The following is a 20,147-nucleotide window of genomic DNA, read 5'->3' as shown; positions in this document are numbered from 1 at the left end:
ATCGACGCCGAGGGTGAGGTTGAGCGGCAGGCTGAGAGCCAGCGCCGCAACCACCGCGATGAGGCGCCGTGCCATGGAAACGATCATTTTGCCACCACGTGTACTGTGCCGTCTGCCATGACGGTGCCCGAGACGATCATGCCGGAATCGGTGTTGCGGATACGAATAAGGTCGCCGACCGAGGCATTGTCGAGCGGCGAGCCGCCGGCCGTGATGGTCAGCGAGCCGTTCGAATAGACGATCCGCACGGCCTTGCCGCGTTCCACGGCATAGGGCTCGCGCAGCCCGGCGACGAAGATGACGCGCCCGGCGAGAAGCGTGCGGTTGGTGACCTTGCCGACGACCTGGTCGAGACCTGAGGCATAGTCGCCCGACAGGTCCGGATTGGTGACGGCCACCACCTGCAGGTGCGTCTCCTCGATGGTCTGGCCGGGATAGATGGTTTCCGTGGGGATGACGGCGGTCTTGGAGGCCGTCCGGGCGCCGCTTTGGCTGCTGCTCTGGCTTCCGGCCTGACCGCTTGCGCCGGTCACCGTCATCGTCGAAAAGGCGGCAGCACACAGCATCGTGGCCAGCAGACGCCGGGTGGCGTGCTGCACGAAGCGCGCTGCCAACCTTTCCTTCCCCAGCCTGTTCATCGGGCGAAACATCATGTCTGCCGCTCCTTCCGCGTTCTTGCCGCTTATCTCAGGTTCTTGCTGACCGTGGAGGCCATCTCGTCGGCCGCCTGGATGATCTTCGAGTTCATCTCATAGGCGCGCTGCGCCGAGATGAGATCGGTGATTTCCTTGACCGGATCGACGTTCGACGCCTCGAGATACTTCTGCTTGATCTGGGCGTAGCCCGGATCGGCCGGCGAGCCGACGACGGCGGCACCCGATGCCGGCGTTTCCTTGAAGAGGTTGTCGCCCTGCGGCGCGAGACCGGCTTCGTTGATGAAGTTGGCGATCGTCAGCTGGCCCACCGTCTGGGGAATACTGCTGCCGTCGATCAGCGCCATGACCTGCCCGGACGTGCTGACCGTAACCTGCGATGCGCCCTGCGGAATGGTGATGCCGGGGACGACCGTGTAGCCGTCGATGGTGACGAGCTGACCCGTATCATTGGTGTTGAAGGCGCCGGCGCGGGTATAAGCCGTCTCGCCATCCGGCGTTTCGACCTGAAACCAGCCGCGGCCGACGAGCGCCATGTCGAGATCGTTGCCGGTGGAAACGAGGCTGCCCTGGATGTGCAGGTTGCGCACGGCCGAGGTCTGGACGCCGAGGCCGACATTGGCCCCTTCCGGAACGACCGCCTGATTTGCCCGGTTGGGTACACCGGCGGCACGCTCGGTCTGATAGAGAAGATCGGAGAACTCGGCACGCGCCCGCTTGTAGCCCGTCGTGTTGATATTCGCGATGTTGTTCGCGATCACTTCGAGGTTGAGCTGCTGGGCGTTCATGCCGGTGGCGGCAATGGAGAGAGCCTTCATGGTACTATTCCTTTAGATCCGCGCCTCAGATCGGTGTACGGGCGATTTCGAGATAGGCGGTGACGATCTTGTCGCGGATGGCGATGGCGGTCTGAAGCGACTGTTCGGCGCTCATGACGGCATCGATGACTTCGCGGGTGTTGGCCTTGCCGCTGATCCCCGCGATGGACGAGGTTTCGGCGGAGCGCAGCGAATTGGTCATTTCGGACGCCATGCCGCTGAAGACCTCCGAGAAACTCTGCCCGGCCGGCGCGGCGCTGCCGAGCGCCTGCGAGGCCATGGAGGCTGCGGAACTCGTGGCGTTTGTGGTGCTTTCGGTGGCGGAAGAGAGCGCGGCACCGATGGTCTTGATTGCGTCGATCATTATTGCGAAGCCCTCAGAAGGTCGATTGTCTGGGAAATGAGGTCGCGCGCCTGCTTGGTGGTCTGCAGGTTGGCCTCGTAGGAACGGTTGGCTTCGCGCATGTCGGCCATTTCGATCAGCACGTTGACGTTGGGCAGCTTGACCATGCCCTTGTCGTCGGCGGCCGGGTTGCCGGGGTCGAATTCGACGCTGAAGTCGGACTGGTCGACGCCGAGCTTCTGGACCTCGACGCTCGAAGCCCCGCTGGCCCGATCCACCTCGGCGGCAAAGCTGATCGTCTTGCGGCGGTAGGGATCGGCACCGGCGGTATCGCCGGTCGAGCGGGCGTTGGCGATGTTTTCGGACACGATGCGCAGGCGGGTAGACTCGGCTTCGAGACCGGAGGCTGCGACTTTGAGAGCGGAGACGAGAGGATCCATGGCCATTACTTCCTGACGACCATCAGCATCATGCGATGGAAGGACTTCACGAGACCCGTGTTGAGTTCATAATCCCGCTTCACTTCGCCGGACTTCATGAGCTCCTTCTCGATCTCGACGCTGTTGCCCGACTGCTGGACTTCGCCATCGTCGATCAGCGAGGTCTCGGTGATCTGGTTGCTCATGGGACCGCTGGAAAAATGCGCGGGATTGGTGGCCGCCAGCTGAAAGCCGGTTTCCTTCATGACGCTATCGAACGGCTTGATATCCTTCGATGCGTAGTGCGGCGTATTGGCGTTGGCGATGTTGCCTGCGACGACATTCTGGCGGACGGCGAGCCACTGCGCTTGCCTCGATGCCAGTTCGAACAGCTGAATAGGTTGCATCATGCGACTCCATGCTTGTTGCTGGAGACACTAGGCTTGTAAACTTGCGTGGGACTGGCGCGGATTTGCAGGCTTTCGGCGCGTGAGTGCGCACGAAAACGGCCTTCGACCAAACTGTGGAAAAGGCCGTCATGGCGGGGCTCCGGGCGAGTGCCAGGCGTTTCGGGAACGCAAATGGCGCTGCGGCCATCCTTCGAGATGGCGGAGCCTGCGCAAGCATCATGCAAGCGGAAGATGAGGAAGGGCGGAACGTGTCACTCCGCCTTGAAGACGTCTCCCCGGGACGTGATCATCACCCAGCTGCCATCGCGCTCCTCAAGCGTGGCAAGCCGGCTGTTGTCCGGCAAAGGCGACCCCACCCGGACGATATACATACCGCTGACATCCTCGATCAGGGCGCGACCGCCGGCGACGTGGACGAGCTTAAAGGTGATCGATCCGGGCAATGGCTGGTCGAGCATCGGCTCGGCGGGCTCTCCCGTTCTAGGCGCGGGCACCGTTGCGGTGACGAGCCGATCGACGGCGGCCTGCGTTTCCGCAGCCAGTGTCTGCGCCGGTTCGGACGGAGACGCCTCCGGAGCGGACGCCATGCCCGGCGTGCCGATTTTTTCGGGAAGGTCCCGGGTGGCACCGTTCCAGAGGGCGGGAAGCGCGAATTTCTCCTGATTGAGGAAGGCATACCACGGGAAGAACATGGCAAGGCCCGCAAGGGCGATGCCCGTGCCGACGAGCGCCTTATCGAAAATGGGCATGCGATCGCTCTGCTTGCGCTGCCTGACGATTTCGTCTGCGTCCATGTCGTTCATGCCGGCCTCCTTCCCGTCGTCAGCGCCGCGCCTGCTGTCCGCCCGCTCCGGCCTTCAGCGCATTGGCGAGGTCGGTAAAGGCGTCGAAAGCAGGGCGTTCGCCCGGTGTCTGCTTCAAGATGTCGTAGATGACCGGCACCTGTTTGATGGCCATGTCGAGATCGGGATCCGAGCCGGCGCGGTAGCCGCCGATGAGGCGGAGGTCGCGGGTTTCCTCGTAGCGGTGGATGAGCGACTTCAGCCGCGAGACCAGCATTTCCTGATCCGGCGTCCAGGCCTTGCGCGCGAGACGCGAGACGGAGGACAGCGGGTTGATCGGGGGATAGCGACCCTCTTCGGCGAGGCTCCGGTCCATGACGATGTGACCGTCGAGAATACCGCGCGTGGAGTCGGCGATCGGGTCGTTGTGGTTGTCGCCATCAACGAGAATCGAGATGATTGCCGTGATGGTGCCTGTGCCTTCGGGACCGGGGCCGGCACGCTCGAGAAGACGGGGCAGCTCCGTGAAGACGGAGGCGGGATAGCCGCGCGCGATCGGCGGCTCGCCGGATGCCGTCGCCACTTCGCGGATCGCGTGGGCGAAGCGGGTCACGCTGTCGATGATGAGAAGGACGTTGTCGCCCTGGTCGCGGAAATGCTCGGCGATGGTGATGGCCGTCAGCGGCGCCATCTTGCGCAGCATCGGGCTCTCGTCGCTGGTTGCGACCACGGCGACCGACTTCTTCAGATTGTCGCCGAGCGTGTCTTCGATGAATTCGCGCACTTCGCGGCCACGTTCGCCGACCAGGGCGATGACGACGCGATCGAAGGCATCCGCACGGGCGAGCATGGAGAGAAGCGTGGACTTGCCGACGCCGGAGCCGGCGAAGACGCCGAGGCGCTGGCCGAGGCAGAGCGGCGAGAAGATATCGACGGCGCGAACGCCCGTGCGGAAGCCGTGCTCGACGCGCTGGCGCGTCATGGACGGCGGCGCGGAGGTGGAAATGGCGCGACGGACATCGCCCTGCATCATCGGCCCGCGACCGTCGATCGGCTCGCCGAGCGAATTGATGGTGCGGCCGCACCAGCTGGCCGTGGGGGCGACGCGGAAGGCGCCCTTGCGGATGACCGTATCGTGTATGCCGATCGGCTCGCCCGGCTCGATCGGGCAGACGACGACGGTTTCCGGCTCGACCTTGACGACTTCGCCGAGATGGATGCCGGTCGCGCTCTTGTGGGCGACGAACTCGCCGAGGCGAACATGGCGCGACAGGCCGCTGACGGTGTAGTGACCGGGCGAGATGGTCTGGACATGGCCGCCGGGCGCAACGGCATGCTCGGCCTTGGCGTACCGATCGACGAGACCGGCAAGCGCCGACAATGCGGTCGATGGCTGCCGGACGTCCAGCGGCTGATCGCTGATGACGGTCACTTGCTGCCACCGAGCGTCTTGATCGCCTCATCCAGCGAGGTCTCGCTGTCGCGCAGCAGCGAGGCGATGCTCTCGAAGGCGCGCGAGACGGTGATCAGCTGCGACATCTCCTGAACGGGATTGACGTTGGATTCCTCGACATAGCCCTGCATCACGCCGACATCCATGCGATCGACCACCGGCTCCGGAGCGGTCGTCGGAATCACGGAGGAATTGTCGTAGCGACGGAAACCGTTGGCGAAGTTGGCCTCGGAGAGACCGAGGGCCGCCACCTGGGTGCCGTTCTGGCGGATGGAGCCGTCGTTGCCGATGACGACCTCGCCGGCATTGGCGTTCAGCTGGATGGGAGCACCGCCAGCGTCGAGGACCGGGTACCCCCGCATGGTGACGAGATCGCCGGTTTCGGTCAGGGTAAAACGTCCGTCGCGCGTCAGCGCCGGGCCGGCCGGTGTTTCGATGGACAGCCACGCATCGCCCTTGATGGCGACATCGAGCGTATTGCCCGTATGGGACAGACCACCGGACGAGGTGTTCAGGAACTCCGCGCCCTCGCCGACGAAGGCGACCTTCGTCGGCCGGGTATCGCCGAGCACGGTATTGAACTTCACTTCCGTGGCGCGAAAGCCGACGGTGGTGGCATTGGCGACATTGTCGGCCAAGGTGTTCATACGCTTTTCGAGCGCAATCTGCGAGGAAACGCCGACGTACAGACCGGTTTGCATGCTCATCGACCTCCGAGCTTCAAAGTGTTGATGGACAGGAGCAGATCGGACGAAATGCCGAAGCCGCTCTGCGTGCCGAAAAGCGCCAGTGGATCGTAGTTGCTCGTGGCATGGTCCAGCTCCCAGAGCGCCGTGAAGCGCTCCATCAGCTTCGACATCTTCTGCGGATCCTGAAGATCCTTGAGGTCGATCGCCTTGGAAACGGCGTCGGCCTGCTTATCGATATCGGCGGCAGCAAAGGCCTCCGGGACCTGCATGATCGTTCGCACGACCTGCGCCAGCGCCTCGTCGGCCAGGAGGCCGAAGGCATTGGTGACGCCGGGCGCCATGCGCTCGAAATAGAGTGCCAGGCGAACGCCGGCATTGTCCTCGCCCGCATCCTGCTCCAGCGTCTGGCGGGCATATTTCTCCGTCACGCCCTTGCGGGCCTTGTCGGAGGCGGTGGCAGTAGCGCCGTCCGCGGCGAAGTTGAGCGACTTCACGAGATCGGTGTAGCGGCTGTCGGAGAGCTTGTTGGCGAAGGCATCGTCGCTGGCAACGCCTTCGGTCAGCACCTTGCGCATGAAGGCTTTGGCATAGCCCATGTCTTCGAGGCCGTGGGCCTTCATGGCATAATCGTAAAGGCGGGGATCGGCGAAGAAGTCTTCGATCGATTTCACATTGCCGATATGCGCGAGATAATATTCGGTTTCCCGCGCCACGTCGGGCTTCTCCGTGACGCGCTTCAGCGACGTCGTCAGGTCGGCCGTTATCTGCCTGTAGCTGGTAAATGTGGTGGTCACGGCATATCCCCGAAGGCGAAGCGCACGGCTTGGGGCCGGCTTCTGTTCATCGCCAAGCTGGACCATGCTCCTTGCGCGAACCTGTCGGGGCTCCTTGCGCGAACCCGTCGGACTTTCCACAGGTTGCAACCAGCCTCACGCAAGCATCGGACCCTAGGGATGGACCCCACAATCCACCACTGCGGCAGGTAGAGACATGAACATCATCATCGGACTCGTCATGACAATGGGCTGTATTCTCGGCGGCTTCATTGCGATGGGCGGGCACATGGCCGTTCTCAACCAGCCGTTCGAGCTCGTCATCATTGGCGGTGCCGGCATCGGCGGCTTCATCATGGGCAATTCCATGAAGACGGTGAAGGACGCCGGCAAGGCGCTCGTGGAAGCCTTCAAGCACAAAGTGCCCAAGCAGCGCGAATATCTCGATACGCTGGGCGTGCTGTACAGCCTCATGCGCGATCTGCGCACCAAGTCGCGCAACGAGATCGAAAGCCACATCGACAACCCGGACGAATCCGCGATCTTCCAGTCGGCACCGACCGTTTTGAAGAACAAGGACCTGACGGCCTTCATCTGCGACTACGTCCGCCTCATCATCATCGGCAATGCGCGCAGCCACGAGATCGAGGCGCTGATGGATGAGGAAATCAACACCATCACCCATGACAAGATGCATTCGTACAATTCGCTGGCAACGATGGGCGACGCCTTCCCCGCCATCGGAATCGTCGCGGCCGTTCTCGGCGTCATCAAGGCCATGGGCGCCATCACCGAGAGCCCGGAAGTTCTCGGCGGCAAGATCGCGGCCGCCCTCGTCGGCACCATGCTCGGCATCTTTCTGTCCTACTGCATCGTCAGCCCGCTGATCGCCAACGTGAAGCATGTGCGCGAGAAGCAGAACCGCCTCTACATCATCGTGAAGCAGACGCTGCTCGCCTACATGAACGGCTCCGTGCCGCAGGTGGCGCTCGAATACGGCCGCAAGACGATTTCCTCCTACGAGCGCCCGTCGATCGACGCGGTCGAGCAGGAAATGATGAACCCCGGCGGTGGCGGCGAGAGCAAGGCGGCCTGATCCATGACCAGCGAGAACATCTACTCCTTCGATCGCAGACTGCTGGCGCGCATGACCGGCGCGCTCGGCGACGACAAGACCATCGGCAAGATCTGCGCCGATCTCGGCCAGGTCTTCGGCGAGTTCCTGCCGGACCTGCTGCAAAGCGAAACCGGGCTCGACCTGACCATCGGCTATGCCGGGTTCGACACGGGCCTGAAGAGCGCGCTGATCCGCAAGCTCGGCGACGGCGTAGCCCTTTCTGACTGTGAGTTGCGCAACTGGTGCAGCGACTTCACCATCAGCTGCGACAGCCCGGCGATCATTACCATGATGGAAATGCTGCTGGGCTCGCCGGCCGAGTCCATCGAGGAGCCGAAGCCGCGCAACCTGTCGGGCATCGAGCTCGACGTAGCGGCCATCGTCTTCGAAAAGGTCGCGGGCGTTCTGAAATCCGCGGTGAATGCGGCCGGCGGCTTCGAGCCGATCGTCGGCAAGGCGTATAATGCGGAGAGCCGGCCGGCGCCCGACAAGGATGTCGAGGACGTCTACGCGGCCTGCGTGAACATCACCCTTGGCGTCGGGCCGGTCCTGTCCACATTCTCGATCCTCGTACCGCAGCAGACGCTGCTGAAAACCACCATCGTGTTTCCCAAGGGCATCGGACAGGCGCGCCGCCAGAAGACCGCGTGGGCCGAACAGGTCGAGCAACAGGTTCGCCGCTCCATGGTCGAGCTGCAGGCGCATATCAAGCTCGAGGAGCTGACGCTCGCCGCGATCACGCAGCTGAAGCCCGGCGACGTCATCCCCTTCCACGACCCGAAGGATGTCCGCGTCGATGTGAAGGCGAACGGCCGCGATCTCTATGTCTGCGAATTCGGGCGCTCGGGTGCCCGCTATACCGTGCGGGTCAAGGACACGTACGGCACGGAAGACGAGCTTCTTCAGCATCTCACGCGCTAATCCACGGGTCCCCCACGCCACGACAGGCTTGGGGCAAGTTTCAACTGGAATACTCTCGACATGGCACCCAAGACAGCACCACTGACAGACGACCAGAGCGCGGTCACCGGCGATGCCGAGCTCGATCAGGCCATCGACGATCTGCGCGGCGTCCTGAAAACGGATGCCGAGGGCGGCATTGCGGAAACGGACTTCGACATGGACTTCGGCGCGGCCCCTGCGGCGGCTCCCGACTTCATGAGCAATTTCGGCGCGATCGGCGACGACGACGACCCTTTTGCCGGCAGCTTTGCCGAGCCTGCACCAAGTGCCGCGACGGCTTTTGGCGAGACGTCGTTCGACGACAGCTTTGCGACGCCTTCGGCAACGGCCGGCACCACGATGCACGGCAATCTCGATCTGATCATGGACATCCCGATCGATGTGCAGATCGTGCTCGGATCCAGCCGGATGCAGGTTTCCGGCCTGATGGGTCTGACGGAAGGCGCGACGATCGCTCTCGACAGGAAGATCGGCGAGCCGGTCGAGATCATGGTCAACGGCCGGGTTATCGGCCGCGGCGAGATCACTGTTCTCGAGGAAGACGATACCCGGTTCGGCGTCAGGCTGATCGAGGTCAACAGCGGAAAGAAGGCCTGAGGGCCGGATGAGACTGGAGAAAGGCGGTCATGATGGCCGGCTTTCACATCCCGCAAGGGAACTGCATTCCCTCCGGGCCATCAAGGCCTGGAGACAACCGCAGCAGATGAAAAAGCGTTTCGGCGGCGTGACCGAGAGCGACGCCGTCCAGGAAGGATCCATGATGGATTACGACGATTTCGAAGCATCGGCGCTGACGCGCCCCCTGACCCAGATGGACAAGGCTGCGGCCGTGCTGTTGAGCATGGGCAAGCCGATCGCCGGGAAATTGTTGAAATTCTTCACGCAGAGCGAGCTGCAGGGCATCATCGCCTCCGCGCAGACGCTGCGATCCATCGAGCCGCACGAGCTCGAAATCCTCGTCAACGAATTCGAAGACCTGTTTACCGAAGGTGCAGGCCTAATGGACAATGCCAAGGCGATCGAGGCCATCCTCGAAGAGGGCCTGACACCCGACGAGGTCGATGGCCTGCTCGGCCGCCGCACAGCATTCCAATCCTACGAGACCAGCATCTGGGACCGGCTGCAAGATGCCGATCCGGTCTTCGTCTCGCAGCATCTTTCCAAGGAACATCCCCAGACGATCGCCTACATTCTGTCGATGATGCCCTCCACCTTCGGCGCCAAGGTGCTGCTGCAGCTGCCGGAAGCCGGGCGTGCCGACATCATCAACCGAACCGTCAACATGAAGAACGTGGCGCCGAAGGCAGCTGCGATCATCGAGACGCGCGTCATCGAGCTGCTGCGCCAGATGGATTCCGAGCGCAACTCGGCCGGTTCGGTCAAGATCGCAGAAGTCATGAACGAGATGGAGAAGAGCGACGTCGATACGCTGCTCGCCTCGCTCGAGTCGATCAGCACGGATTCGGTCAAGAAGGTCCGCCCGAAGATCTTCCTGTTCGACGACATCCTGCTCATGCCGCAGAAGAGCCGCGTGGCTCTGTTCAACGATATCGCCGGCGACATCATCACCATGGCACTCCGCGGTTCGAGCATGGAGATGCGCGAAAGCGTGCTCGCCTCGATCGGCGCCCGCCAGCGCCGTATGATCGAGTCGGATCTGAGTTCGGGCGATGCCGGGATCAATCCGCGCGACATCGCGGTTGCACGCCGCTCGGTCACGCAGGAAGCCATTCGCCTCGCCGCCAGCGGCCAGATCGAACTGAAGCCGAAGGAAGCCGTCGCCGCTTAGGCCGGTCGATCCCGAGATCTCCAGAGCCCGCCTGCAACACGCGTTGCGGCGGGCTTTCGCATTTCTGACTGCACCTGCCTACCGAGAGGCCGGCTGGACCGACCTTTAAAATATGGGAAAAGACGAGGCTCTTGCCAGACGGCGCCCGTCAGCCCACAACATCGGCGACAATGCCAGCCGGCACGAGACGATCGGCCCCGGCACAGGCGCGATATCGTGAAGGGCCGTTTTGATGTCGGACGATCAGGATAAAGACAGCAAAACCGAGTTGCCGTCCGAGAAGAAGATCAGCGATGCCCTCGAGAAGGGAAACGTCCCGTTCTCCCGCGAGGTCACGATGTTCGCCTCGACGCTCGCCATCTACATCTATGTGGTCTTCTTTCTGCCGGACGGGTTCCGCAGCATGGCCGAAGCGCTGAAGGATGTGTTCGAGCAGCCGGACGCCTGGCGAATCACCACGTCGAACGACGCATCCGCCCTGATATCAAAGCTCCTCTGGGCATCCGGCGCGCTGGTCGTGCCGGTGTTCGTGCTGATGATTGCGTTCGGTGTGGGATCATCGATCCTGCAGAACCTGCCGAGCCCCGTCTTCGACCGAATCGCCCCGAAGCTGAACCGGATTTCGCCGATCGCCGGGGTGGGCCGGATCTACAGCCTGCCCGGTCTCGTGGAATTCGCGAAATCTTTCTTCAAGATCGCCGTCATCTCCGGCATCGTCGCGCTGACACTCTGGGACGATTTCTACGCGACGCTCGACGCGATGTTCTCGGACCCGATCACGATCTTCGAGATCATGGGTCGCGACTTCAACAAGATCATGAACGTCGTCCTCTTTTCGACCGCGGCCATCGCCATCGCCGACTTTTTCTGGACACGGCATCACTGGCACAGCGAGCTGCGCATGACGAAGCAGGAGGTGAAGGAGGAAATGAAGCAGACGCAGGGCGATCCAATCGTAAAGGCTCGCTTACGTTCCATCGCACGCGACCGTGCGCGGCGTCGAATGATTTCCTCCGTTCCCCGCGCAACGCTGGTCATTGCGAACCCGACCCACTTTGCCGTGGCGCTACGCTATGTCCGGGAAGAAGGCGACGCTCCGGTCGTGGTTGCCAAGGGGCAGGACCTCGTGGCGCTGCGCATTCGCGCCCTTGCGGAGGAAAACAACATCCCCGTCTTCGAGGACCCGCCCCTCGCACGCTCAATGTTTGCGCAAGTCTCGGTGGATAGTGTCATTCCACCGGTGTTTTACAAGGCGGTCGCCGAACTCATCCACCGGGTCTACGCAACGAAATCGAACCCGACACGGATGAACTGATTGCGATGAAAAAATGCGAATATTCCGAACAGCGCGAAAAGATCGTTGCGGATGCCATCCGTCCGGTCGCGACCGAACTTCGTCTCATCGATGCCGCCGACTTCATTGCGCTTCTGCGCTATGAATCGCACGGCAGCCTCGCCGACCTGGTGTCGTCGGCAGCCGAGCTTTATTTCGTTCCGGGTACCGTCAATTTCGGCATTGGCGGCAACTACATGCTCGATTGGAATCGCAATCCGGAAATCGTGCTCGATCTCGAACTGAAGCCCGATGGCGTCACCGTCTACGCGCAACTCGCGCTCCGCGACAACTCGGCTGCCATCGAGATCAACCATATCGCCTTCAAGAAGCCGTCCGTCGATCCGGAAGAGAACACGGCGTTCCTCGCCCGCAGCCTGGATGCGGCCAAGTTCATCAAATCCTATCCCACGGCGATGGCCAGCTGAACGGGCAGCTCAGCTAATATAGCCGAGGCGGATCGCCTTGGCGATCGCCTGGATGCGGTTGACGGAATCGAGCTTGGCGGTGGCCGCACCCAGATAGGCGTTCACGGTGTGCACCGACAGGCCCATCTTTTCCGCGATCTCTTCGCTGATGTACCCGTCCCCGGCCATCTGCAGGCAGCCGATCTCGCGTTCGCTCAGCGCCTCGGCCGGCTGCAGGCGGCGCTCGTCGGCGGCAAACAGATCGGTCATGACGTGACAGCTGCGGCCGTGGAGATCGAGAATGACCTCGCTGGTCAGATCGAGCGACGGCGCCATGAAGGCGACGTAGCCGTTGCCCTGCGCGCCGAGGCGCACGGGAAAGGCGATGCCGGCATAGGGAAGCGTGCGCGGCTTCATGCGAAGCACGAAGCGGTCGAAATCGATCGTTTCCGCCGTCTGCCGATTGTCTGCACCGTTCCACAGGAGGGGCAGAAGCGAGATATCGAGATGATGCTTCATCTCGTCGCCATAGGTCGAGACGACGTCATGCGTCATCTCTTCCGCCGCCGTTCCCCAGTTGTCGAGAACGCATGTCAGCTTGCGCGACGCCGGAAGGCCGTTTCCGTTCATTCGGAAGACGGCGAAGTTGCGGGCTTCGATATCCTTCTGCATCACCTGCAGGCGGGCGACCAGAGTGGCTGTGCGCGAGGCCCGGGTCTGGCGGCCGTTGCGGTTGTCATCGCCGCTTCGACCCCCTGGGATATAGATGACCATCGGCGTTCCTATACGAGGTTGTTTCGGACCGCGCAGGCAATCGCTTCCGAGCGCGTCTTGGTCGCCGTCTTACGCATGACACTGGTGATGTAGTTGTTGATGGTATTGCGCGAGATGCCGAGAATGAGGGCGATCTCCTCGCTGGTCTTGCCTTCCGCGATCCACGAGAGGCATTCAAGTTCGCGATCCGTCAGGTCGAAATCGCGTTCCGAGCGCAGTGACGTTTCGCGCGCGAGGCTGGCGAAATAGCCGGTGAGCAAGCCGATGTCGCGCAGACCCTCCCGCGACAGGATCAGGTCCTGCGGGAAGAGCAGCATCAGCGACAGCCGCAGCCGGCCGATGGAAAAGGTGATGGCGCAATATTCACGGCTGATGCCGCGACCAAGGACAGCCTCTTCGGGAAGGCGCATGAAGACGGGATGCAGCAGCGACAGGCACTTTTCCTGTTCGTTGGTCTTGGCGTGAAGCCCCTGCATCACCTGGCCCAGCCGCTTGACCACATCAAAGGGCCAATCCGAAACCATGACGAAGTCGAGGCCGCTATCCTGCGACAGGTCGTAACGCGCGAGAAGATAATGGCTGGCGCCGACATAATCCGTCAGGGCCGCAAGTGCCTTGTTGAGCTGGCCGCGCGCCGCATAATCGCCGAGCTTCTCCAGAAGCTGGCGCTTTGCAGCGGGATGGCCGGCCGTACCTAGGCACGTCGGGCTTGCCGGCGCCGGCTGGCCGGTGTGAACAGTCAGGCTCGATCCGCCCATTGCCGTTCGCATCGAGGCGACCGGCACAGGTCGACCCGCAATCTCTGTCTGAAGAGCTTCCATGATATTTTCCCCGTGTGGATCCGGTCATGCGATCTGCGCACGCGCTCTGCCGGAGGGCAGCGACACGGCCGGGGATCCGCATTCCCCGGCGAGCACACATCATCACGCGAATCACTGTTAAAACTATACAGGCCCGAACTCAAAAAACTACTGCCAGCTTATCGGGATTTACTTTTTGTTAATAACCTGAAGTGATTCGTAAATGCAGTATCACAGAACGGTCGCCCACCGTGAACAAACGAGAACAAACAAATTATCGCTTTGTTAATACTCGTTTTTCTCCGCGATATTTAAGGCTCTCAGAGCCGGAACCGAAGAGAAATCGCGTTTTTCAAAGCCGCCAGCATGCTGAAAATTGGCATCCAATGAATCAAGTGGCGAATCGGATTTGTATTTGAGGGTATCATGTTGCGCAATTGCACCAAAATGATTTGGAGCACAACAGCGAGCCTCTGCAAGCACACACTTAGGAACCTTTCTAACTATACCAGTTTCTGGAAGAATTTTTCTTGAACTGGCACAATCAATTTTCCCACGCCCGGAGTCGAAGAGCATCCGCAAGCAAGCAAAGTCGTCTTTCCACATAAAAAAATAACCAAATGGTTAAATAGAGGAATCCCTGGTGCGCCGCGGCGACTCTGGCGACGCAGACAGGACACTGCGGAAACGACATGAAGACTCCGGCCATCGTTGCCCGGACCTTTCCAGGCCCGTCGACCGGCAGACGAGCCACCGCCGTTTCTTTGTCATGCCACTGTCAGGTCCGAACGAAAAAAAATCCGCCGAAGGGGCGGATTTTTTCGTCTGCTTCTTTTTTTGGTCTCAGGCGGCTTTTTCTGCGACCCATTTGCGCAGGATCTTGGCAGCGCGTTCCTCGTTGATCTCGACCATGCGCGCCAGCCGCCGTTCGGGGCCTTCCTTGACGCGGCGGTTGAAGTCGCCGCCGTCTTCGCCGAGGCTCAGCAGATCGTCGGTGCTGTCGAAGCCGAAATCCGAACCGAAACCTTCCATGAGCGCACCACCTGCAGCACCCCCCGGGGCCGGCGAGAAGTCGGGGAGTTCAAGGCCGACGGCCTCGGTTTCCGTGAGGGTGCCCGGTCCGCCGAAGCCCATGGAGCGGGCCAGAGGACGCAGGCCCATCCAGACCACGAGGACGGCGACCGTGATGAAGGCGAGGGCGTTGATGATGCCGCCGAGATTGCGCGTCAGCGTTTCCATAATGCTCGGGCCTTCGACCGGCGTGTCGAGCAATTGGTTGTTGACGAAGTCCATGGCGGTCAGCGTCACCACATCGCCGCGGGCCGCGTCGATGCCGACGGCGGACGCCACGATCTTCTGCATATCGGCGAGATAGGTGTCGATCTTTGCCTGGTCCGCACCTTCGCCGACCATGGCGGCGACACGGCCGCGATTGACGACGACGGCGACGGAGAGCTTTTCGACCTTGTAGCTGTTCTTGGTGGTGGCGACCGTCTTCGAATTGATCTCGTAGTTGGTCTGCTCTTCCTTCTTCTCGGCCTGGTCGTTCGACTGCGGGCCGGCACCACCGCTCTTGGGGGCTGCCTGCGGCACGTTCTGCTGAACGGTCGCCGCATTGTCCGCCTGCTGCTGGCTCGACTTCTGCTCTTCCTTGGTGACCCGTGTCGAACGTTCGACGCGCGATTCCGGATCGAAGGTGGTTTCCTGAACCTGCTGCGTATCGGTGTTCAGCTGCGCGGTGACACTGGAGCGGAAGTTGTCGACGCCGAGGAAGGGTGAGAGGGCCTTGTCGATGTTCTTTTCGATTTCGCCCTGGACGGACTGGACGATGGAGAGCGACTGGCTCATCGCACCGTTCTGCGGATCGTCGCCGGAGGCGAGCAACTGACCGGCGCTGTCGAGAATGGTCACGTCGTCGATGGACAGGCCAGGGACGGACGAGCCGACAAGGTGTCGGATCGAGGCGGCCGCGTTGCGACCGATGGTCGAGCTGGCGCGGATCATGACGGATGCGGTGGGCTTCTGCTCGGTCTTGCGGAAGCTGCCGCGGTCGGCCATCACGATGTGAACGCGGGCCGAGGCGATACCAGAGATCTGCTGAATGGTGCGGGCGATTTCGCCTTCCAGTGCGCGGACCCGGGTGACTTCCTGCATGAACGACGTCAGGCCGAGCGAGCCGACATTGTCGAACAGTTCGTAACCGGCATTGGCGCTGTTGGGCAGGCCGCGCTCGGCGAGAAACAGGCGGGCCTTGCCCGTGGTGCCGACCGGAACCTGAACGCTCTTGCCATCCGTGCCGACGTCGAAGGGGATACCGCCCTCGGCCAGCGCCATGCTGACCTGGTTCAGGTCCCCTGATTCAAGGTTGACGTAGAGCGTCTCGTATGCCGGCTTGTTGACGTAGAGCCCGGCTGCCAGAACAAGCCCGACTGTGACCATGGCTGCTGCCGCCAGCGCGATCAGCTTGCCCTGCCCCAGGCTCTTCAAATTTCTCGTGACCGACGAAAGTTGTTCTAACAGATTCATTCTGTTTCGCACCCAGTAGCGCACTTCACCGTGCGAGATTGCACGGACGAAGCTTCATTGCGCAGTCCCAACATTTTGATCCGATCCGGCCGCATCTGGCGAAAACTCTCGCAAATGCTGGCATAGATCCATCTGACCCGTTTGGAGAATAGGATGCGAAGCTTGCGCGAACTTGTCGCTCGCCCCCGCAAAGTTCACTATTTCGAAAGACTCTAAAACGGCAAAACGCACCTTCGGATGAAACCGGAGGTGCGTTTTGCCGCTTTTTCCGCCTGGCGACAGCCGTTTCGGCTAGAAGGCTTCGAAATCGCCGGCGGCTTCCGTCAGCGGCTGCGAATGGCCGTGGCGCAGGCCGTTTGCGAGCGATTTTTGCATATCCGCCAGCTTCACCAGGTTCAGCGCCGTGGAGATATCCACCAGCCAGGACTCCGGCAGCGCCGCTGTTATGGTGTCGATGAACTCCGCAAGCCCGCGCGTCTTCTGAACCGCAAGGTCGATGCCCTGCAGCACCTGGATGCGGTGCGCGGCATTCGCCTGCGGATCGCCGGCTATCTCACCGAGCATCGGCTCGATCCGCTCGATGAGGTAGGCGACGTCGTGCAGTTCCGAGACGACACGCATCATCACGTCCGGCAGGGCCTCGTCCATGTCGCCGGGGTGCTCGTTTCGCTCGCTCTGCATATGATGTCCCCTGACCGCGCGCCGGACGGCGCGGTTGCTGTTTAAAAGAATTCGATCGAATTGTCTGCGGGCTTGGGAGCCGGGACCGGGCGCTGCTCCTGGGCCACAGTCTTCTGCGTCTCGATGCCGGTCAGGGCGTATTGACGTGCCCGGCCGGTGACCGGCCAGTATTCCAGCTTGCGTCCGTGCTCGCCGCCCGTGCTCTCGCCGACGATGGGAATACCTTCGTCCTGCAGGAAGCGGCGGGCGAACAGGGCGTTCTGCTCACCGACATTGGAAAAGCGTGCAATGGTTTTAGCACCGCCGAAGATCTTGGCCTCAAGACGGTCGCGCCGCGCGCCTTTCTTGAGAAGTCCGTTGATCAGCAATTCCATGAGATGGACGCCATATCGCGTAGCGTCTCCTCCCGATGACATCGCTTCGGCGGAACCGGGCAGCAGGAAATGGTTGATGCCGCCCACGCCTGCCACGGGATCACGCATGCAGGCAGCCACACAGGAGCCAAGAATCGTCGAAAGAACCACGTCCGGGTCCGTGACGACCTTGTACTCGCCCTGGATGACATGCACGCGCTTAACCGCAGCGTCTAAGGTCATTTGAGTGCTCCGAACACGGCTTCGATCGCCGCCCGCATCTTTTCGATGGTGAAGGGTTTGGCCAGGACGTTGTTGGCGCCCAATGCTGCCGCCTTGGTGACGAGGGCACGGTCGCCCTGAGCCGTCAACATGATGAAGGCGGCCTTCTTGGTTGCCGGATTGGTGCGAACGGCCTGAAGCAGGCCGAGACCATCCATCTTCGGCATGTTGAAGTCCGAGATCACGAGATGGTGCGGCTGTTGCGCCATGATCTTGGCCCCCTGCTCGCCATCGGCGGCAACGGTGATCTGCTTGAAGCCGAGCTGCTGGAGCGCTTCGCCCAACAGAAGCCGGCTGGTAACCTGATCGTCGACGATCAGCACTTTGATTTTTTCGGCGATAGACATTTATTCAGTTCCTTCCCTTCGGGTCGCGGCGCATTTCAGAACTTCCTCCCCGATGGAGTTGAGGGGCAGTTGCATTTCGACGGCGCCTATTTCGTAGGCCACCCTCGGCATTCCATAGACCACACAGGTCTTTTCGTTTTGGCCGAACGTCCGGGCTCCGGCTTGGCGCATCCGCAGAAGGCCGGAGGCGCCATCACGCCCCATGCCCGTCAGGATGATGCCAATGCCGTTGCGCCCGGCGAGATCCGCCACAGAATCGAACAGAACGTCCACGGACGGGCGATGTCCATTGACGGGCTCCCGGTCGATCAGCCGGCACGTCGGTGCGGACGGATTGACCACCTGGAGGTGACGATCGCCCCCGGGGGCGAGGTAGATCTTGCCGATCTCAAGCTTGGCACCGTCGAAGGCCTCTTCGACCGTCGGGGCACAAAGCCGGTTGAGACGTTCCGAAAAGCTCTTCGTGAAGGTGACCGGCATGTGCTGGGTAATCACCGTCGGCGGGCAGTTCTTCGGAAACTTCTGTAAGACGTTGATCAGAGCCTCCACCCCCCCGGTGGAGGACCCGATGGCGATGATCCGGCGGGCGGCCCGGTAGTCGACTGCCGTCGCATTGGTGTTCGCGGCACTCGGTGCTGCGACCTTGTTGCCAGATATGATGAACTTGCGCTGCGACCGCGCCGCCGCCTTCACCTTTTCGGCAAGGTCGGCGAAGGGGTGCGGATCGCCCGGCAAGGGCTTGCCGACGCAGTCGAAAGCGCCGATCTCAAGGGCCGCGACCGAGGCTTCCGCGCCCTTGTGGGTCAGCGTGGAGACCATGATGACGGGCATCGGGCGCAGCCGCATGATCTTCTCGAGAAATTCGAGACCGTTCATGTTGGGCATCTCGATGTCGAGCGTGACGACGTCGGGATCGAGATCCTTGATGGCCTGGCGCGCCTGCATGGCATCGGCCGCCTGACCGACGACGTTGACGGCGGGATCGGCATTCAGGATGGCCGTGATGAGACCGCGCATGGTGGCGCTGTCATCGACGACGAGGACGCGAGCGGGCGCGGTCATCAGCGGCCTCCCCCGTGCTTGCCGGTGTAGCGGTAGGCGGTGATGCCGATATTGTCGAACACGGCCTTTGCATCGCCGGAGACGCGTTCGGAGTGACCGATATAGAGGTGCCCTCCCCCATCCAGCATCGTCGAGAACCGGGACCAGATCTTCATCTGCGTCGGCTCGTCGAAGTAGATGACGACGTTGCGGCAGAAGATCACGTCGAACGGACCCTTGAACGGCCACTGCGCCATGAGGTTGAGTTCGTTGAAGGTGATAAGCCGCTTGACCTTGTCGTCGATCTGCCACTTCTCGCGGCCGTTGACCGAGGTCTGCGAAAAGAACTGCTTGCGCATCTGCGGTGTGACCGTTTCCAGCGCGTTGATATCGTAGGCACCGGCCCGGGCGATCGCGAGGATCTTCGGGTCGATATCGGTCGCCAGGACGCGGATGTCGTATTCTGCCGCGTTGGGCAGGACCGACAGGATGGTCAGCGCGATCGAATAGGGCTCCTGCCCGTCGGAACAGGCGGCAGACCAGATGCGCACGCGGCCGCCGGCCTTGGCACGCGCAATCAGTCCCGGCAGGACCGTGTCGCGCAGATGCTCGAAATGATGGTTCTCGCGGAAGAACCGCGTGAAATTGGTGGTGAGGTGCGAGAGCATGTCCCGGCGCTCGGCGGCACCGGCTGGGGACGCCACGAGGTTGCAGTACTCGCGGAAGCCACCGAGCCCAAGATTGCGGATGTGTTTCGACAGGCGCGAATAGACGAGCGAGGCCTTGGTCTCGTTCAGATAGATGCCGGCATCCGCATAGATCATCGCTGCGATCTCGGAAAGATCGCGGCGCGTCAGCGGGTATTCGCCGCTGGCCAGGCACTCGTCGGGCGACGCTTTCGTGTCGAAGGCGGCCATTCTGCTCATGCGGCTTCGCTTTCTTGGTGAGGAAATACGGCGTCCAGTTCGATCAGGCAGATCATGCGCTTCTCGATGGGAAGGACCCCGCGGGCAAAGGTTCGCTCGAAGTCGGAACTGACATCGGGCGTCGGCTGTATGTTGTCGTTCGTCACGCTCAGTATGTCGGAAACCGCCTCGACCAGCAGCCCGACGATCCTCTGTCCGGACTGAGCGACGATGATGACATGCCGAACGGTCGGTTCGGCCGGGTTCATTCCGAGGCGCGCTGCCAGATCGATGATCGGCAGGACTGCGCCCCGCAGGTTTATGACGCCGAGCATGTAGCCCGGCGTATGTGGCATCGGCGTCGCAGGCGTCCAGCCACGGATCTCGCGCACGGACATGATATCGACGCAGAATTCCTGGTCGCCGATCCTGAAGGCGATCAGTTCGCGGGCACCGCTGGTCATGGTGTTTGCGAGCGTCGTCATGGCT

Annotated in this window: 25 protein-coding genes; 6 read left to right on the top strand and 19 right to left on the bottom strand. The window is 61.9% G+C overall.

What is annotated here, in order from left to right:
* Nucleotides 1-83: 83 nt before the first annotated feature.
* The 9 genes from flgA to GA0004734_RS06215 all read right to left on the bottom strand — a co-directional run bounded on the left by flgA (nucleotide 84) and on the right by GA0004734_RS06215 (nucleotide 6,361).
* Complete coding sequence (flgA, locus tag GA0004734_RS06255; protein WP_245292354.1) at nucleotides 84-653, bottom strand: flagellar basal body P-ring formation chaperone FlgA; 570 nt, start codon at nucleotides 651-653, stop codon at nucleotides 84-86.
* 29 nt (nucleotides 654-682) lie between these two features.
* On the bottom strand, nucleotides 683-1,471 hold the full coding sequence (flgG, locus tag GA0004734_RS06250) for a flagellar basal-body rod protein FlgG (RefSeq protein ID WP_092932136.1): 789 nt from the start codon (nucleotides 1,469-1,471) through the stop codon (nucleotides 683-685).
* A gap of 25 nt (nucleotides 1,472-1,496) precedes the next feature.
* Nucleotides 1,497-1,835 (bottom strand): flagellar hook-basal body complex protein FliE, encoded by a 339-nt coding sequence (locus tag GA0004734_RS06245; protein ID WP_092932134.1) that lies wholly within the window; start codon nucleotides 1,833-1,835, stop codon nucleotides 1,497-1,499.
* The gene (flgC, locus tag GA0004734_RS06240) at nucleotides 1,835-2,254 is read right to left on the bottom strand and encodes a flagellar basal body rod protein FlgC (protein WP_092935979.1); all 420 of its coding nucleotides are present in this window, start codon (nucleotides 2,252-2,254) and stop codon (nucleotides 1,835-1,837) included. Before flgC ends, GA0004734_RS06245 begins: the two co-directional genes overlap by 1 nt.
* Nucleotides 2,255-2,259: 5 nt before the next feature.
* Nucleotides 2,260-2,640, bottom strand: coding sequence for a flagellar basal body rod protein FlgB (flgB, locus tag GA0004734_RS06235; protein ID WP_092935977.1), 381 nt, complete (start codon nucleotides 2,638-2,640; stop codon nucleotides 2,260-2,262).
* A 254-nt stretch (nucleotides 2,641-2,894) separates the two neighbouring features.
* Entirely contained in the window at nucleotides 2,895-3,446 is a 552-nt protein-coding gene (locus tag GA0004734_RS06230) for a flagellar protein (RefSeq protein ID WP_092932132.1), read from the bottom strand.
* Between the two features lie 19 nt (nucleotides 3,447-3,465).
* Entirely contained in the window at nucleotides 3,466-4,848 is a 1,383-nt protein-coding gene (gene fliI / locus GA0004734_RS06225; protein WP_092935975.1) for a flagellar protein export ATPase FliI, read from the bottom strand.
* A gap of 5 nt (nucleotides 4,849-4,853) precedes the next feature.
* Nucleotides 4,854-5,579 carry a flagellar basal-body rod protein FlgF gene (flgF, locus tag GA0004734_RS06220; RefSeq protein ID WP_092932130.1) on the bottom strand — a complete coding sequence of 242 codons (726 nt, stop codon included), beginning with the start codon at nucleotides 5,577-5,579 and terminating at the stop codon, nucleotides 4,854-4,856.
* 2 nt (nucleotides 5,580-5,581) lie between these two features.
* Entirely contained in the window at nucleotides 5,582-6,361 is a 780-nt protein-coding gene (locus tag GA0004734_RS06215; RefSeq protein WP_092935973.1) for a DUF1217 domain-containing protein, read from the bottom strand.
* Between the two features lie 196 nt (nucleotides 6,362-6,557).
* Between GA0004734_RS06215 and motA the strand changes: the two genes are divergently transcribed.
* From motA to GA0004734_RS06185, 6 genes are all read left to right on the top strand, one after another.
* The gene (gene motA, locus GA0004734_RS06210; protein WP_092932128.1) at nucleotides 6,558-7,436 is read left to right on the top strand and encodes a flagellar motor stator protein MotA; all 879 of its coding nucleotides are present in this window, start codon (nucleotides 6,558-6,560) and stop codon (nucleotides 7,434-7,436) included.
* Nucleotides 7,437-7,439: 3 nt separating this feature from the next.
* Entirely contained in the window at nucleotides 7,440-8,378 is a 939-nt protein-coding gene (locus tag GA0004734_RS06205; RefSeq protein WP_092932126.1) for a FliM/FliN family flagellar motor switch protein, read from the top strand.
* Between the two features lie 60 nt (nucleotides 8,379-8,438).
* A complete protein-coding gene (fliN, locus tag GA0004734_RS06200) occupies nucleotides 8,439-9,017 on the top strand; it encodes a flagellar motor switch protein FliN (RefSeq protein ID WP_092932124.1) in 579 nt (192 codons plus the stop codon).
* 160 nt (nucleotides 9,018-9,177) lie between these two features.
* Nucleotides 9,178-10,209 (top strand): flagellar motor switch protein FliG, encoded by a 1,032-nt coding sequence (fliG, locus tag GA0004734_RS06195; RefSeq protein ID WP_092935971.1) that lies wholly within the window; start codon nucleotides 9,178-9,180, stop codon nucleotides 10,207-10,209.
* A 232-nt stretch (nucleotides 10,210-10,441) separates the two neighbouring features.
* A complete protein-coding gene (gene flhB / locus GA0004734_RS06190; RefSeq protein ID WP_092932122.1) occupies nucleotides 10,442-11,524 on the top strand; it encodes a flagellar biosynthesis protein FlhB in 1,083 nt (360 codons plus the stop codon).
* A gap of 5 nt (nucleotides 11,525-11,529) precedes the next feature.
* Entirely contained in the window at nucleotides 11,530-11,970 is a 441-nt protein-coding gene (locus GA0004734_RS06185) for a hypothetical protein (protein WP_092932120.1), read from the top strand.
* 9 nt (nucleotides 11,971-11,979) lie between these two features.
* On the opposite strand, the gene GA0004734_RS06180 is transcribed toward GA0004734_RS06185, so the two are convergent.
* From GA0004734_RS06180 to GA0004734_RS06135, 10 genes are all read right to left on the bottom strand, one after another.
* Nucleotides 11,980-12,723 (bottom strand): transcriptional regulator VisR, encoded by a 744-nt coding sequence (locus GA0004734_RS06180; RefSeq protein ID WP_092932118.1) that lies wholly within the window; start codon nucleotides 12,721-12,723, stop codon nucleotides 11,980-11,982.
* Between the two features lie 8 nt (nucleotides 12,724-12,731).
* Nucleotides 12,732-13,544: a transcriptional regulator VisN gene (locus GA0004734_RS06175; RefSeq protein WP_245292353.1), complete on the bottom strand. Its 813-nt coding sequence runs from the start codon at nucleotides 13,542-13,544 to the stop codon at nucleotides 12,732-12,734.
* Between the two features lie 264 nt (nucleotides 13,545-13,808).
* The gene (locus GA0004734_RS06170; protein WP_139056238.1) at nucleotides 13,809-14,129 is read right to left on the bottom strand and encodes a hypothetical protein; all 321 of its coding nucleotides are present in this window, start codon (nucleotides 14,127-14,129) and stop codon (nucleotides 13,809-13,811) included.
* Nucleotides 14,130-14,366: 237 nt separating this feature from the next.
* On the bottom strand, nucleotides 14,367-16,049 hold the full coding sequence (gene fliF, locus GA0004734_RS06165; protein WP_092932117.1) for a flagellar basal-body MS-ring/collar protein FliF: 1,683 nt from the start codon (nucleotides 16,047-16,049) through the stop codon (nucleotides 14,367-14,369).
* A 291-nt stretch (nucleotides 16,050-16,340) separates the two neighbouring features.
* A complete protein-coding gene (locus GA0004734_RS06160; protein ID WP_092932115.1) occupies nucleotides 16,341-16,730 on the bottom strand; it encodes a chemotaxis protein CheT in 390 nt (129 codons plus the stop codon).
* Between the two features lie 41 nt (nucleotides 16,731-16,771).
* Nucleotides 16,772-17,326, bottom strand: coding sequence for a chemoreceptor glutamine deamidase CheD (gene cheD, locus GA0004734_RS06155; protein ID WP_092932113.1), 555 nt, complete (start codon nucleotides 17,324-17,326; stop codon nucleotides 16,772-16,774).
* Nucleotides 17,323-17,712, bottom strand: a complete 390-nt coding sequence (locus GA0004734_RS06150; protein WP_062470356.1) for a response regulator — start codon at nucleotides 17,710-17,712, stop codon at nucleotides 17,323-17,325. Before GA0004734_RS06150 ends, cheD begins: the two co-directional genes overlap by 4 nt.
* On the bottom strand, nucleotides 17,713-18,774 hold the full coding sequence (locus tag GA0004734_RS06145; RefSeq protein ID WP_092932111.1) for a protein-glutamate methylesterase/protein-glutamine glutaminase: 1,062 nt from the start codon (nucleotides 18,772-18,774) through the stop codon (nucleotides 17,713-17,715).
* Nucleotides 18,774-19,679, bottom strand: coding sequence for a protein-glutamate O-methyltransferase (locus GA0004734_RS06140; RefSeq protein WP_092932109.1), 906 nt, complete (start codon nucleotides 19,677-19,679; stop codon nucleotides 18,774-18,776). The genes GA0004734_RS06145 and GA0004734_RS06140 overlap by 1 nt, the downstream gene beginning before the upstream one ends.
* Entirely contained in the window at nucleotides 19,676-20,143 is a 468-nt protein-coding gene (locus tag GA0004734_RS06135; protein ID WP_092932107.1) for a chemotaxis protein CheW, read from the bottom strand. Before GA0004734_RS06135 ends, GA0004734_RS06140 begins: the two co-directional genes overlap by 4 nt.
* Nucleotides 20,144-20,147 lie beyond the last annotated feature (4 nt).

Origin of the sequence: Rhizobium sp. 9140, assembly GCF_900067135.1 — a bacterium.
Classification (GTDB): domain Bacteria; phylum Pseudomonadota; class Alphaproteobacteria; order Rhizobiales; family Rhizobiaceae; genus Ferranicluibacter.
This window is presented reverse-complemented; position numbering and strand designations above follow the sequence as displayed.